Here is a 13,219-nt window from a genome sequence, read left to right on the forward strand (position 1 = left end):
CCTAAATCTCCCCTTTTAGGCTGACCTTTTCAATCGAAACCTGAGAAAGCAATTCCTCCGCTTTTTCCTTTGTGCAAAGACCAAGCGAAAAAGCGGTAGCACTTCCGGAAGCAACACTGTATTGAAAAGCCTTTTCTATATTTTTGTTTTTTTCATAAGCTGCAAGAAAACCGGCTACCATGGAATCTCCGGCGCCAACTGAACTTTTTACTTTTCCTATTGGAACGCTTGAAATATATGCTGCATCAGCAGATATCAAGACTGCTCCCTTGCCTGCTAATGAAACAATTACATTCTGTGCGCCCATTTCAACAAGTTTCTGTCCAAAAGGGATGACTTCTTCAGCGGAAGTGAATTCTCTGCTGAATAATTCACCCAATTCATGGTGATTGGGCTTTATTAAAAACGGTTTGTAAGGAAGAACCTTTTTCAATAATTCTCCCTCTGCGTCCACCACAAAAGCCGCTCCATTTTCTGAACAGATTTTCACCAGCTCTTCATATGTTGTTTCAGGCAAGGTTGATGGAATACTGCCTGCGAGGACAAGCAAATCTTCTTCTGATAGGCTGCGGATTTTATTTATTAGATCCTCGAAATTCCTTTCTGAAATGGCCGGCCCTTTGGCATTGACTTCTGTTTCCGTCTCTGCCTTGATCTTTACATTAATTCTTGTGTCTCCTGCAACTTGTACAAAGTCGGTTTGAATATTCTCCTTATTTAAGGAATTAACAATATAATCTCCTGTAAAGCCGCCTGCAAAGCCAAGCGCCTTGCTTTCAACATCCATTCTTTTCAGCACTCTCGAAACATTGATTCCTTTTCCTCCAGGGAACTTTGTATCCTGCTTCATGCGGTTAAGACCGCCGACTATTATCTCATCCAATTCTACGATGTAATCCACTGACGGATTTAGCGTCAATGTGTGTATCATGCTGTCACGACCTTTATTGTAGTTTTGCTGATATAAGGCTCTTGCTGATCCTCATTCAGTTCATTTGTAATAATTGCTGCTGTATGCAAATCGGCAATCTTGGCAAACGCAATTTCTGAAAACTTCGTGTCATCGGCAAGCACGAATGCCTCCCTTGAAAGAGAAATGGCCATTTGCTTGATCATTGCCTCATCCTGATCCGGTGTGGTGTAGCCGAATTGAGGATGGATACCGTTAACTCCCATAAAGCATTTATCAAATCGGTAATTTTCCAGGCTCGCCAATGCCCCCCTGCCGATGATGGCTTTTGTCTGTTCCTTGGCAAAACCGCCGATTAAAAATGTTTTTATATTCCTTTCGAGCAATGCGTTGATATGCATTAGTCCGTTCGTTACAACCACAATTTTCTTCGCAGGCAAAAAGGGAATCATTTCAGTTACTGTCGAGCCTGCATCCAAATAGATGGAATCCCCCTCTTCAACAAGGTTTGCTGCGTATTGGGCAATTTGGCGCTTTTGCTGAAGGTTTTTGGATGATTTTTCAGACATGCTGGGTTCCTGAAGCTTGCCCTGAAGCCTGGCTGCACCTCCATGAATTCTTTTAAGGTACTTTCCTTCCTCAAGCTGGGTAAGGTCCCTTCTGATTGTTGATTCCGATGTTTCTGTCATGTCAACGAGATCCTGAATTTTAACTACACCTTTCTCTTTTAAAAGCTGCAGAATCAATTTGTGGCGCTCTGGTGTTAACAAAACATCACCTCCCGGGTGTGTTGTTCTTCTTGACTACATCATACTGAAACCGATTGCAAAAATCAATCATTTTCATTCAAAATAAATCAAATTCAATCATAGGTTGATTGTTTTTGATTGTTTATAGAATATTTATTCTTTTAATTAGAATATTTTAAATATATTAAAATAATAGTTTGCTCTCTATGATTTATTATGCTAGAATCTAAAATAACAATATATAGTTTCTTCTGACAACTAACGCTACTATATATTGTTTTAATTTCAGAATTAACTTGGTCCAAGGTCTCTTTTTTGAACCGCTTTCTTATAGGAAGCGGAATTTTTTTGTTTTAGAAAAAAATCACATTATCTCCATAACAAAAAAAGAGCACTACACAAAAGTAATGCCCTTCTCTAAGATTATTTATCTTCATAATTTAACAGATCTTCAATTTTTCCATCCTCATTATGCAAAATGGCCATTGTGCCTGCTTCCTCAGCCATGCGCTTTGCTTCCTCAACAGCATCTGACTGTGAATCTGCAGTGTACTCAGTCTCGTCTTGACCTTCCCTTTTGACTGCCCAACCTTCTTCATCGTGCGGTACTACATGGAATCTCGCTTCATCTGTGCCTGCCCGGTCCTTGAAATATTGTTTCTGTTCGTCACTTTGAATGTTGTTATTATTATTTGCCATGTTTATACCTCCTTAAATTGTGTGGACATCATCTATTTGATGAGCAGTATCACTTTACCCTTTATCCCTAGATAAAAACTTTATTCAAAATGATATATGTAAACCATTTTTATTTTTAGTTGACATAAAGCAACTGCTGCTATTATTCTAAATTGTATAAATATAAATCTAGCAGGAGGCTTTTTATGAAGACAGGTTTGAGGACAATTGATTTAACATTGGCAGGTATGTTTGTTGCCCTGATGGCGGTTGGGGCAAACATCACTTCATTTGTGCCATTTTTGGTTATCGGAGGAGTGCCTATTACTTTACAGACCTTTTTTGCCATTTTGGCAGGGGCTATTTTAGGAAGCCGGCTGGGAGCTATTACAATGGCTGTCTATGCTTTCGTCGGGCTTGCAGGCGCTCCGGTCTTTTCAAAATTCGGCGGCGGTTTTGCTTCATTATTAAACCCCACTTTCGGTTTTATCCTTTCGTTCATTCTAACAGCGTATGTCACCGGGAAAATAATTGAAAAGAAAAAATCAGTTCCGGTATATATTACTGCAGCTCTAATTGGAATGGCGATCAATTATCTTTTCGGGACAAATTGGATGTACCTGGCTTATAAACTTTGGTTTACAGCACCTGAAGGATTTACCTATCAGATGGCTTGGCTATGGATGGCGGTCCCTCTTCCAAAGGACATTATTCTCTCTGTTTTTGCCGGGGTAATGGCATATCGGCTGGAGCATAGAGTATTTGCCCGCAGTCAGTTCAGAAAAATAAACCGGGCAGCATAATCCATTTTACTAAGGAGGATACTTATGAATTTTCAAAAGCTGGCTTTTGACGTACTTGAAGGACATGAATTGACAGACTCGGAGGCGATGTCTATATTAAATTGCCCGGATGATGAGCTTCTGGATTTATTGCAAAGTGCCTATAAAATCCGCCATCATCATTACGGGAATAAAGTTAAATTAAACATGATTATAAATACAAAATCCGGATTATGTCCTGAGAACTGCGGCTATTGTTCACAATCCAGCATCTCAACTGCACCTATTGAAAAATACCGGATGATGGATAAGGACTCTATCTTACAAGGAGCTAGACAAGCACATCAGCTTAATGTTGGAACATATTGTATCGTTGCAAGCGGCAGGGGCCCAAACAACAAAGAGCTGAATGAAGTTGTATCTGCTGTTAAAGAGATAAAGGATCACTATAATATGAAAGTCTGCGCCTGCCTTGGACTCTTGAAGCCTGAACAGGCTGAGAAGCTGAAAGAAGCCGGAGTGGACCGCTACAATCACAATATTAATACATCTGAAGAACATCATGAGAGCATTACTACATCCCATACATATCGAGACAGAGTCAATACTGTCCAATTAATAAAGGAGGCAGGCATCTCACCATGCTCCGGTGTTATCATCGGCATGAAGGAAACCAAAAAAGATGTGATAGCGATGGCCCGAAGCCTAAAAGCGCTTGATGCCGACTCAATTCCGGTTAATTTTCTTCATGCCATTGATGGGACACCATTAGAAGGAACAGATGAGCTGAATCCCCGCTATTGCCTGAAAGTGCTTTGTCTCATGCGTTTTATCAATCCATCAAAGGAAATCAGAATATCCGGGGGCAGAGAAGTGAATCTCAGGAGCCTGCAGCCGCTTGGATTATTTCCGGCCAATTCCATTTTTGTAGGAGATTACTTAACCACCGCCGGACAGGAAAGCACAGCAGACCACCAAATGCTGAAGGACCTGGGTTTTGAAATTGATTTTGCAGCCGGGGAGCCAGTATTTTCCTGATAAAAAAAGATTCTGCGCCACAGCAGAATCTTTTTTTAATATATATCTTTTCTATAATTCGTCAAACCCATTATCTATTTGAACTTTTGTATATTGCCGCGATTTTTGTTCAAAGAAATCAGACTTCCCTTGGTCAACCTCCTCATACGCTACTATCCAGCGGAGAGGATTGGTTCGAAAGCCCTCAAACGGCCGTTCATATCCCAGCTGATTGCAGCGGACGTTGGCATAAAATTTGATATAGGCTTCAACATCAGACAGCAATATGCCTTCTGTTTTGCTGCCGATCACATCGCGGGCCCATTCAATTTCCAGCTCAGCTGCACTTTTAAAAGTCTCCCGGACGAATTCACTTAATTCATTAGTATTAAGCTCCGGATTTTCCTTAAGGATTTCTTTGAAAATTTTAACAAACAAATCTACATGGATTTGTTCATCCCGGTTGATGTAATTAATCATCGTTGAGGTGGCTACCATCTTCTGATTCCTTGCCAGGTGATAAAAAAATGCAAAACCTGAATAAAAGAATAGCCCCTCCAAAACGACATCAAACACAATCGATTTCAGCAGACTCTCCGCACTTGGATTCTCTGCAAAATCTTTATATCCGTTCACAACAAATTCATTTCTTTCAGCTAATATAGGTTCTGTCCGCCAGAATTCAAAAACCTCATCCTGCTTTTGTTTGGGAACAAGGCTTGATAGAACATAGGAATAGGAGTGATTATGAATCACCTCCTGCTGTGCAAGTATGATCATGAGTGCTGATAGGCTTGAGTCGGTAATATAATCAGCAACTTTTCCGGCATAATCCGTCTGGATGCTGTCCAGCAATGCAAGCAGCCCAATAATCTTCAAAAAGGCATCTTGTTCACTTTTCGTTAAGTGCGGAAATTGCTTAATGTCCTGTGACATGTTTATCTCAAATGGCGTCCAAAAGTTAGCGAGCATTTTTTTATACTTGGGATAGGCCCATGAGAAGCGGACATCATCCCAATTAAGGATATTGGAGCATTCGCCGTTGATGATTGAAGTTGATTTATTAGGCGCCGATTGATTAATAATTGGGCGTTTTTTTAGAGTATTCATAAGGGGCCTCCTTTAGCTTGAGCAAGATTCGCAGTCTTCAACCTCTGATGAAGTTGAACGGATATAGTAAGTTGTTTTTAATTTATTCTTCCATGCTGAAAGATGCAGGTTTAAAAGATCGATAGCTTTAATATGGTTAGGTATATAGAAATTAAATGAAATAGCCTGATCTATATGCTTTTGTCTGTTTGCATTCTGCCTGATGCTCCACTCCTGGTTAATATGATAGGCAGATTTGTAGTACCAAATGGTCTCACTGTTAATTTCAGGAGCCGTAACAGGGATTCGATAATCCTTTTTCTCTTCGGAATACTGCTTGTTAAATATAGGATCAATACTCGGTGTGCTTCCTGCAATTAATGCAGTAGATGCATTAGGGGCAACCGCCATCAGATAGGCGTTTCGGACGCCGAATTCCTTTACCTCCCTGCTCAATCCTGTCCAGTCCATTTCTGTCTTTGCCTCCAGATATCCCCGTTTTTCAAAATACGCACCCGTTTCCCACTCAGAACCTTTAAAGGCTGAATAGCTTCCTTTTTCTTTTGCCAGATTCATAGAACTTTTTATCGCTAAAAAAGCAATTTGTTCATATAGAATGTCAGCGAATTCTGCAGCTTCTTCGCTTTCCCATGTGATTTTTTTCAGTGCAAGAAGGTGGTGCCACCCAAAAGTCCCCAGTCCAATCGCACGGTATTTTTGATTTGTGATCTGCCCCTGAGGAACCGGAATACTATTTATATCAATAACATTATCAAGCATTCGCACCTGAATGGGCACAAGCCTTTCAAGGACTCCTTCACTTAAGGCCCGAGCAAGATTGATGGATGAAAGATTGCAGACAACGAAGTCTCCCGGCTGTTTTTCGATAATAATTCTCCCATCTCTTGTATATTCTTCAACCCTCTTAGTAACACTTTGGTTTTGTACGATCTCAGTGCAAAGGTTGGTACAATAAATCATCCCGCTGTGAGAATTGGCATTTTTCCGATTAACCTCATCCCGGTAGAACATGAATGGTGTCCCGGTTTCAAGCTGACTTCTCATGATGGATTTCATGATCTCGATAGCAGGAACTTTTTCCCTTGATAGATTCGGGTTATCTATGCATTCTTTATATTTCTGGCGGAATGACCCTTCGCCTTCTCCTTCATCATAAAAATCCTCCAGGGAAAAGCCCATGATTGTACGGACTTCATGGGGATCAAATAAATACCAATACCCTCGGCTTTCCACTTTTTCCATAAACAAATCAGGAATGCAGACACCTGTGAATAAATCATGTGTTCGCTGCCTTTCATCTCCATTATTAAGCTTTGCATCAAGAAACGGGAAGATATCTTTATGCCAGACATCCAGATAGACGCTTATAGCACCCTGCCTTTGTCCAAGCTGGTCGACACTGACCGCTGTGTTATTCAGCTGCTTCATCCAGGGAATCACCCCTGAAGATGCCCCCTTAAATCCTTTAATATCACTGCCTCTGCTGCGGATTTTCCCCAAATATACTCCGATTCCTCCGCCATTTTTAGACAGTGATGCAATATCGGTATTACTGTCATAAATGGAATCAAGACTGTCATCAACGGTCTCAATGAAACAGCTTGAAAGCTGTCCCCAGTTCTTCCCTGCATTAGCGAGTGTTGGAGTGGCAACAGTCATATACAACCCGCTCATTGCCCAGTATGCTTCTTTAACAAGCTCAAGACGCTTTTCCTTCGGCTCCTTTTTCATCAGCACCATGCTGATGATCATGAACCGCTCCTGTGGAAGCTCATAGAGGTTTTTCTGTTTGTCCCTGGCAAGATACCGATCTGCCAGCATTTTCAGCCCCAGGTATGTAAATAAACGGTCATTTTCTTTCCTAATAAAATAGGACAGCTCATTTATCTCCTCCTCTGAATACACATCTAATAAATCTTGTTCATAAATTCCCAAAGCGGTCAGACGTTCAATTAGCGTATAAAAATGTGTGTAACAATCATCCGGCCCGCATTCTCTGTTTTTTCCGGACTCATTATAGAGCTTTTTAAGAAGCAGACGTGAAGCGGCATACGTCCAATCTGGCTCTTCAATGCTGATAAATGATAAACAATCCAGTATAAGCTGGTCATACATGACCTCCGCTCCCAGCTGACTCATTTCTTCTTTCCTTTTTAATAGCTGCCCAATGTCGAGCTGTGGAAATTCTGTCTTAAGTTCTTCTAAAATTTTTATCGGCTGTATGGTTTGGACCATCTTACTTCCTCCTAAAGGCAAAATAAAAATCCGCCCGGAAAATGAGCGGATCAAACGATAGTATAATAGCAGGAAGCAGATGAACAGACGGCCATTACGCGATCGTTTCATCATCTCAATCCCCGAAGATAAGAAACTTTCGATCGCCCTGGCAGGTCTCCTGGCTTGTGCTTCACTCTACTAAAAGCCCTTCCCATACTAGCGCCATGAAGCGTTTTGTACAGTGGCATGCTTTTTTCGTCTGCACTTACAGTTGCGGGGACAGCTTCGGTTTTTCACCGAATTCCCTATTAAGTCCATATAGGACACCAATCACGATCTATATGTAGTTTTCACTTTAGAACATCCATACTATATATTGTAGAGAATTCTATCATATCGAGAAATAAATTACAATTATTAATCTGCCAAAAATGGGCAGAGGGGGATTCCCTCTGCCCGGTCATTTGTTATTCATGATTTTCGATTTCAATATCATGAGGTATCGGCTCTGGCTTAGCCCAGAAAGAATCATATGCCGCATAACCAGCCATTACAAGCACCAGATAAGCAATCGCTGCACCTGCCCATTTCTTCATTTAAATTTGCCCCTTTCAATTAAACGTTTTTTTCACTTACTTTTACTCTTTGTAATCTAAGTGCGTTTAAAACGACAGATACGGAGCTGAAAGCCATTGCTGCGCCGGCAAGCCAGGGAGCAAGGAACCCTAAGGCAGCTACTGGGATGCCAAGTGTATTGTATGCAAATGCCCAGAAAAGATTTTGTTTGATATTCCTTATGGTTTTTTTACTCATTAGAATGGCGTCTGCGATACTATTTAAATCCCCTCTCATTAGAGTAATATCTGCTGCTTCCATCGCAACATCTGTACCGGTTCCAATCGCCATTCCTATATCAGCAACAGCAAGTGCAGGGGCATCATTTATCCCATCGCCGACCATGGCGACTTTTTTTCCCTGGTTTTGAAGTTTTTTTACTTCTTCTGCCTTGCCTTCAGGCAGAACCTCTGCAATTGCAGAGTCTATCCCCACTTCCTCAGCTATTGCCTGAGCCGTACGTTTGTTATCTCCCGTTATCATAATGACTTCAATCCCCAATTGCTTTAAGCGATTGATTGCATTTCTGGATGTTTCTTTTATTGTATCAGCCACTGCAACGATACCTGCATATTTGCCATCGACTGCAACTAGCATTGCCGTTTTTCCATTTTCCTCAAGTATCTCCATTTCCTGCTTGGCTGAATGGACATTTATATCGTATGTTTCCATTAATCTTCTTGTACCGATTAGAAGGTTTTTGCCTTCCACTTTTGCTTTAATCCCAAAGCCGGGAATAGCTTCAAATTCCTGTGGATTAAAAAGATTGATTCCTTTATCCTTTATCCCTTTTACAATTGCTTCGGCCAATGGATGCTCAGACTGTTTCTCAGCAGATCCTACAAGCTGGAGAAATGCCCTTTCTTCAACATTACCTTCCGTAATCACATCCGTTAAAACCGGTTTGCCATGTGTTACGGTTCCGGTTTTATCAAGAACGACTGTAGTGATTTCATGTGTAAGCTCCAGGTGCTCCCCGCCTTTAAAAAGAACCCCATATTCCGCTGCCCGGCCTGAACCAGCCATTATAGAAGTTGGCGTAGCCAGACCCAGGGCACATGGACATGCAATCACCAGGACGGCAATCAACTTTTCTAGTGCTTCTGCAAAATTACCGGGACTTACCCATATATACCATACCAGGAATGTAACCACTGCTATGCTCACAACAATCGGAACGAATATCCCGGAGATTTTGTCTGCCATTCGCTGTATGGGCGCTTTGGAGCCTTGCGCTTCTTCAACTACTTTAATAATCTGTGACAGTGCTGTATCTTTGCCAACTTTAGTGGCTTTAATTTTCAGGAAGCCATTTTTATTAATGGTGGAGCCGATGACTGTGTCGCCTGCTGTTTTATCAACAGGTACGCTTTCCCCCGTCAGCATGGATTCATCCAATGCTGACTGTCCCTCGATAATTTCACCATCGACCGGAATTTTTTCACCCGGTTTTACAAATATGATATCTCCAGTAATAACTTCTTCAAGGGGAATTTCAATTTCTTCCCCTTCCCTCAAGACAGTTGCTGTTTTTGCCTGAAGGCCCATAAGCTTTTTGATTGCTTCAGAAGAACGCCCCTTTGCCCTCGCTTCAAACAGTTTGCCTAAAATGATTAATGTTATAAGAATGGCACTTGTTTCATAATAGAGCTCCACCATATGCCCGTTGCTGCCAAGTGATAATAAAGATTGGTATAAGCTGTAGAAAAACGCTGCCGAAGTACCCAGTGCAACCAGAAAATCCATATTGGCGCTTTTATTTTTTAATGCCTTATACGCCCCAACATAAAATTGTTTTCCTATGAAAAATTGCACGGGAGCTGCAAGCGCCAGCTGCACCCAGGGATTCATAAACATATCAGGAACGTAAATAAAGGATGTAAACTCGAAATGTCCCACCATGGACCAGAACAAAGGGATGGAAAGAATTAATGAGAAGATAAATTTGCCTTTTTGCTTCTCGATTTCCTTTTCCCTATAACCTTCTATCTCTTGGTCTTTATCCGTTTTTACTTTTGCCTGATACCCTAAATTCTCTATTTTCTTTATCATATCCTGGACGGAGACTTGCTCGGGATTATATTCAACAGTGCCCGTTTCAAGAGCCAAATTGACTACAGCATGTTTTACCCCAGGAAGTTTAGTAAGTCCCTTTTCAATTCTTCCGGAGCAGGCCGCGCATGTCATCCCCAGCAATTCGAACTCTGCTTTTTCCGATACTACTGCATAACCGAGATCCTCAATTTTTTTCTCAAAAGCTTCAACAGAAGTTACTTCCGGATTATATTTTATCGCTGCTTTTTCCAATGCAAGATTGACACTAGCTTCCTGGACACCATCCAGCTTATTCAGCCCCTTCTCAATTCGAGATGAACAGGCCGCGCATGTCATTCCCGATATCGGAAGGTGAACCTCCTTCAGGGCTGCATCACCCATAACTCCCACTCCTTTATCAAACGAAGTACCTTACACTTATATACTATACCCCACTACCCTATATGTCAATCAAATAAAATTAGACAAATTTCTTAATTTGTAAAAAAAGAGAACGTGCATTTTATTCACACGTTCCTTCCGGGTTAGATTACTCTACATCATAGCCTTGATCGTCAATTGTTTCTTTAATTTGTTCAAGTGAAACTGCAGATGAATCAAATTGAACCTGCACCTGGCCATTATCAAGGTCCACTGCTACCTTATCCACGCCATTTAATTTGCCGACACTGCCTTCTACGGCTTTTACACAATGTCCGCATGACATTCCGCTTACTTTCAAAGTTACGTTTTCCATAATAATGTAGCCTCCCGTTATTTTTTCATTAACTTCTGGACTGTGATTAAAAATTCATCAAGCACTTCTTCATCGCCTTCGTGGATTCTTTCAACCACACAGCTTTTCAAATGGCCTTCAAGCAATAGCTTGGCTACGCTATTCAAAGCGGACTGAGTTGCAGAAATTTGTGTTATTATATCGTCACAATAAACGTCTCTGTCAATAAGTCCTTTTATTCCGCGTATTTGACCTTCAATTCGATTTAATCGGGTCGTCAAATTCTTTTTCACTTTTTCCGAGTGATGACTTTTTCGCTCCGAATCAATCGAACAGCAGCTGTCAGCAGATAAATCCTCATTTTCCAAATCAAAAGCCATTTGATCAGCCCCCTTTGTTTTCATTATATTATACCCCGGTACCCTATGTAAAGTTCTGAGTTCAAAATGGTATAAATTCCGGATGTTTAAGTATAATTTCCCTTTCATGTTATTGAAAATCTCTGTTTATACTAACGGAAACACTTTAGAAAGGAGGCAGATGATGTGAATAGAAGGCATGAAAATTTAGAAGACAATGGCAAAGATCTTTATGGAATTGACAAAGAAATTAGCCTGCAGTCAGTAAACTTTGCTTCTGCTGAGAATAAGTACTTAAATGAACGGGCAGAAACTGATTCCAATGGAGATATATAGACGAAAAGCCGCCAGTGGAGGCGGCTTATTGTCATATTACAATTCAGTCAGTTCTCCAATTTCCACCTCGGACCTTTCTTCAAGCGGGCCGCGTAAATGTACTGTTGCTGTTCTCCCATCTTCATTTAGCTTATCGATCCACACGGAAGCACCATTGTATCTTACTTCGATATCTGCTGATGATGAAAGAATTTGCTTCACTCGTTTTGCGTCCATTAAAAACACTCTCCTCTGCTTTTTTCAGTTTATTTTTTGCATGGTTGCGAAATTTATGCTTGCTTTGTCAGTAAAGCTGTTTATTGGGCAATATATTCTGATTGCAAAAACTGCTGCTTGCTAAGGATAAAATAGTTGTCCTATCCTTCCAATACTCTGAATACACTTTGTACAAACAGGTTTTGGCGTTAGGGGTTGTACACTTATGAGCATATTTTTAGGCTATGTTTTCTTGGGTCTTTCGCTTGCAGCGCCAATTGGTCCAATAAATGCTGCGCAATTGGATAAAGGGATAAAAAATGGTTTTTTCCACGCATGGCTTGTGGGACTGGGAGCTATAACAGCAGATGCAGTTTATATGGCAGCAGTATATTTGGGTGTAGTACATTTTCTTGAGATTCCATTTATAAAAGCTTTTTTATGGTGCTTTGGATTTTTTGTCCTGGTATATACAGGTGTTGAAACCATATTTAGCGCCGGCAAAGTAATATCCAGCGTCAGAACCAAAAATGAATCTAAAGTAAAATCCTTTATGTCAGGCTTCCTCATGTCATTGTCAAATCCTTTAACCATACTGTTTTGGCTCGGCATCTATGGTTCCATCTTGGCAAAAACAGCAGCTGAGTATGACAAGGCCCATGTTATTTTATACAGTGGAGCGATTTTTACAGGCCTTCTTCTCTGGGATGTAACTATGGCAGCAGTCGCCAGCAGCTTTAGAAGATTTTTAACTGGAAAGATTCTCGCTTTTATTTCAGTTTTATCTGGAATATCCTTGATTGGCTTTGGTATATATTTTGGTTTGCAGGCTTATAAACTTTTGTTTTAAATACATATTCCATCTATTCGGACAGGGTGAAGAAAATTCACAGCTTCATGACTGTATAAAATAGAAATCCTTGAACTGTGTTGCGGTTAATTTGGTATTTCAGGCAAGTTCGGAGATTTATCTAACAGGTTTTGGAGTTTATCTAGTATGTTTTGGGTTTTATCTAACAGGTTTATGAATTTATCTAACAGGATTTTTGATTTATCTAGCAAGTTTTGGAGTTTATCTAACATTTGGCACAATTCTTCGTTGCAGAGACATATGCTGGCCGAAGTGACGTATAAAAAAAGAGTCCAACTGATTCAGATACCTATATTTTCACACGAAAAAGAGCACCCATCAGGTGCTCTTTCATTTGCCCGGCAGAGTCCTACTCTCACAGGGGGACAGCCCCCAACTACCATCGGCGCTGAGAAGCTTAACTTCCGTGTTCGGTATGGGAACGGGTGTGACCTTCTCGCTATCGCCACCGGACTATTTGGTTTGAAGAAACTTCGTTCCCTCAAAACTAGATAATGTATGAAGAAGCATTTGCCGAGTAATAACCATATATGACTTGGTTAAGTCCTCGATCGATTAGTATCAGTCAGCTCCACATGTCGCCACGCTTCCACCTCTGACCTATCAACCT

14 protein-coding genes, 1 rRNA gene and 1 riboswitch are annotated in these 13,219 nt (G+C 40.9%); of the genes, 4 read left to right on the forward strand and 11 right to left on the reverse strand.

What is annotated here, in order from left to right:
- Position 1 precedes the first annotated feature (1 nt).
- From pfkB to ACTHRG_RS10880, 3 genes are all read right to left on the reverse strand, one after another.
- Positions 2–931, reverse strand: a complete 930-nt coding sequence (gene pfkB / locus ACTHRG_RS10870) for a 1-phosphofructokinase (RefSeq protein WP_076259038.1) — start codon at positions 929–931, stop codon at positions 2–4.
- Positions 928–1,680, reverse strand: a complete 753-nt coding sequence (locus tag ACTHRG_RS10875; RefSeq protein ID WP_076259035.1) for a DeoR/GlpR family DNA-binding transcription regulator — start codon at positions 1,678–1,680, stop codon at positions 928–930. Before ACTHRG_RS10875 ends, pfkB begins: the two co-directional genes overlap by 4 nt.
- Positions 1,681–2,082: 402 nt before the next feature.
- On the reverse strand, positions 2,083–2,358 hold the full coding sequence (locus tag ACTHRG_RS10880) for a DUF2188 domain-containing protein (RefSeq protein WP_076259033.1): 276 nt from the start codon (positions 2,356–2,358) through the stop codon (positions 2,083–2,085).
- 185 nt (positions 2,359–2,543) lie between these two features.
- On the opposite strand from ACTHRG_RS10880, the gene ACTHRG_RS10885 reads away from it, so the two are divergent.
- Positions 2,544–3,140 carry a biotin transporter BioY gene (locus ACTHRG_RS10885; RefSeq protein ID WP_076259031.1) on the forward strand — a complete coding sequence of 199 codons (597 nt, stop codon included), beginning with the start codon at positions 2,544–2,546 and terminating at the stop codon, positions 3,138–3,140.
- Positions 3,141–3,164: 24 nt separating this feature from the next.
- Positions 3,165–4,157: a biotin synthase BioB gene (gene bioB / locus ACTHRG_RS10890; RefSeq protein WP_076259029.1), complete on the forward strand. Its 993-nt coding sequence runs from the start codon at positions 3,165–3,167 to the stop codon at positions 4,155–4,157.
- A gap of 51 nt (positions 4,158–4,208) precedes the next feature.
- On the opposite strand, the gene ACTHRG_RS10895 is transcribed toward bioB, so the two are convergent.
- From ACTHRG_RS10895 to ACTHRG_RS10920, 6 genes are all read right to left on the reverse strand, one after another.
- Positions 4,209–5,246 (reverse strand): ribonucleotide-diphosphate reductase subunit beta, encoded by a 1,038-nt coding sequence (locus ACTHRG_RS10895; protein WP_076259027.1) that lies wholly within the window; start codon positions 5,244–5,246, stop codon positions 4,209–4,211.
- 12 nt (positions 5,247–5,258) lie between these two features.
- Entirely contained in the window at positions 5,259–7,481 is a 2,223-nt protein-coding gene (locus tag ACTHRG_RS10900; RefSeq protein WP_440231172.1) for a ribonucleoside-diphosphate reductase subunit alpha, read from the reverse strand.
- A 134-nt stretch (positions 7,482–7,615) separates the two neighbouring features.
- Positions 7,616–7,809: riboswitch (cobalamin riboswitch) on the reverse strand.
- 121 nt (positions 7,810–7,930) lie between these two features.
- On the reverse strand, positions 7,931–8,059 hold the full coding sequence (locus ACTHRG_RS10905; RefSeq protein WP_261391767.1) for a hypothetical protein: 129 nt from the start codon (positions 8,057–8,059) through the stop codon (positions 7,931–7,933).
- A 19-nt stretch (positions 8,060–8,078) separates the two neighbouring features.
- Positions 8,079–10,514 (reverse strand): heavy metal translocating P-type ATPase, encoded by a 2,436-nt coding sequence (locus ACTHRG_RS10910; RefSeq protein WP_076259022.1) that lies wholly within the window; start codon positions 10,512–10,514, stop codon positions 8,079–8,081.
- A gap of 148 nt (positions 10,515–10,662) precedes the next feature.
- On the reverse strand, positions 10,663–10,869 hold the full coding sequence (gene copZ / locus ACTHRG_RS10915; RefSeq protein WP_035329639.1) for a copper chaperone CopZ: 207 nt from the start codon (positions 10,867–10,869) through the stop codon (positions 10,663–10,665).
- Between the two features lie 17 nt (positions 10,870–10,886).
- Positions 10,887–11,228: a metal-sensitive transcriptional regulator gene (locus ACTHRG_RS10920; protein WP_076259020.1), complete on the reverse strand. Its 342-nt coding sequence runs from the start codon at positions 11,226–11,228 to the stop codon at positions 10,887–10,889.
- A 165-nt stretch (positions 11,229–11,393) separates the two neighbouring features.
- On the opposite strand from ACTHRG_RS10920, the gene ACTHRG_RS10925 reads away from it, so the two are divergent.
- Positions 11,394–11,543 (forward strand): hypothetical protein, encoded by a 150-nt coding sequence (locus ACTHRG_RS10925; protein ID WP_175609106.1) that lies wholly within the window; start codon positions 11,394–11,396, stop codon positions 11,541–11,543.
- A 36-nt stretch (positions 11,544–11,579) separates the two neighbouring features.
- On the opposite strand, the gene ACTHRG_RS10930 is transcribed toward ACTHRG_RS10925, so the two are convergent.
- Entirely contained in the window at positions 11,580–11,759 is a 180-nt protein-coding gene (locus tag ACTHRG_RS10930) for an H-type small acid-soluble spore protein (protein ID WP_048011339.1), read from the reverse strand.
- Positions 11,760–11,964: 205 nt separating this feature from the next.
- On the opposite strand from ACTHRG_RS10930, the gene ACTHRG_RS10935 reads away from it, so the two are divergent.
- On the forward strand, positions 11,965–12,588 hold the full coding sequence (locus ACTHRG_RS10935) for a LysE family transporter (protein WP_076259018.1): 624 nt from the start codon (positions 11,965–11,967) through the stop codon (positions 12,586–12,588).
- A gap of 357 nt (positions 12,589–12,945) precedes the next feature.
- Here ACTHRG_RS10935 and rrf read toward each other — a convergent pair.
- A 5S ribosomal RNA gene (gene rrf / locus ACTHRG_RS10940) occupies positions 12,946–13,062 on the reverse strand.
- Between the last annotated feature and the right edge of the window lie 157 nt (positions 13,063–13,219).

Origin of the sequence: Cytobacillus sp. SAFR-174 (genome assembly GCF_051964675.1) — a bacterium.
Classification (GTDB): domain Bacteria; phylum Bacillota; class Bacilli; order Bacillales; family Cytobacillaceae; genus Cytobacillus.

Bases quoted from the DNA above. Each gene is read 5' to 3' on its own strand.
- ACTHRG_RS10885 (WP_076259031.1), top strand. From the start codon at position 2,544: ATGAAGACAGGTTTGAGGACAATTGATTTAACATTGGCAGGTATGTTT.
- ACTHRG_RS10935 (WP_076259018.1), top strand. From the start codon at position 11,965: ATGAGCATATTTTTAGGCTATGTTTTCTTGGGTCTTTCGCTTGCAGCG.
- copZ (WP_035329639.1), bottom strand. From the start codon at position 10,869: ATGGAAAACGTAACTTTGAAAGTAAGCGGAATGTCATGCGGACATTGT.
- ACTHRG_RS10920 (WP_076259020.1), bottom strand. From the start codon at position 11,228: ATGGCTTTTGATTTGGAAAATGAGGATTTATCTGCTGACAGCTGCTGT.
- ACTHRG_RS10900 (WP_440231172.1), bottom strand. From the start codon at position 7,481: ATGGTCCAAACCATACAGCCGATAAAAATTTTAGAAGAACTTAAGACA.
- bioB (WP_076259029.1), top strand. From the start codon at position 3,165: ATGAATTTTCAAAAGCTGGCTTTTGACGTACTTGAAGGACATGAATTG.
- ACTHRG_RS10930 (WP_048011339.1), bottom strand. From the start codon at position 11,759: ATGGACGCAAAACGAGTGAAGCAAATTCTTTCATCATCAGCAGATATC.
- ACTHRG_RS10880 (WP_076259033.1), bottom strand. From the start codon at position 2,358: ATGGCAAATAATAATAACAACATTCAAAGTGACGAACAGAAACAATAT.
- pfkB (WP_076259038.1), bottom strand. From the start codon at position 931: ATGATACACACATTGACGCTAAATCCGTCAGTGGATTACATCGTAGAA.
- ACTHRG_RS10905 (WP_261391767.1), bottom strand. From the start codon at position 8,059: ATGAAGAAATGGGCAGGTGCAGCGATTGCTTATCTGGTGCTTGTAATG.
- ACTHRG_RS10895 (WP_076259027.1), bottom strand. From the start codon at position 5,246: ATGAATACTCTAAAAAAACGCCCAATTATTAATCAATCGGCGCCTAAT.
- ACTHRG_RS10910 (WP_076259022.1), bottom strand. From the start codon at position 10,514: ATGGGTGATGCAGCCCTGAAGGAGGTTCACCTTCCGATATCGGGAATG.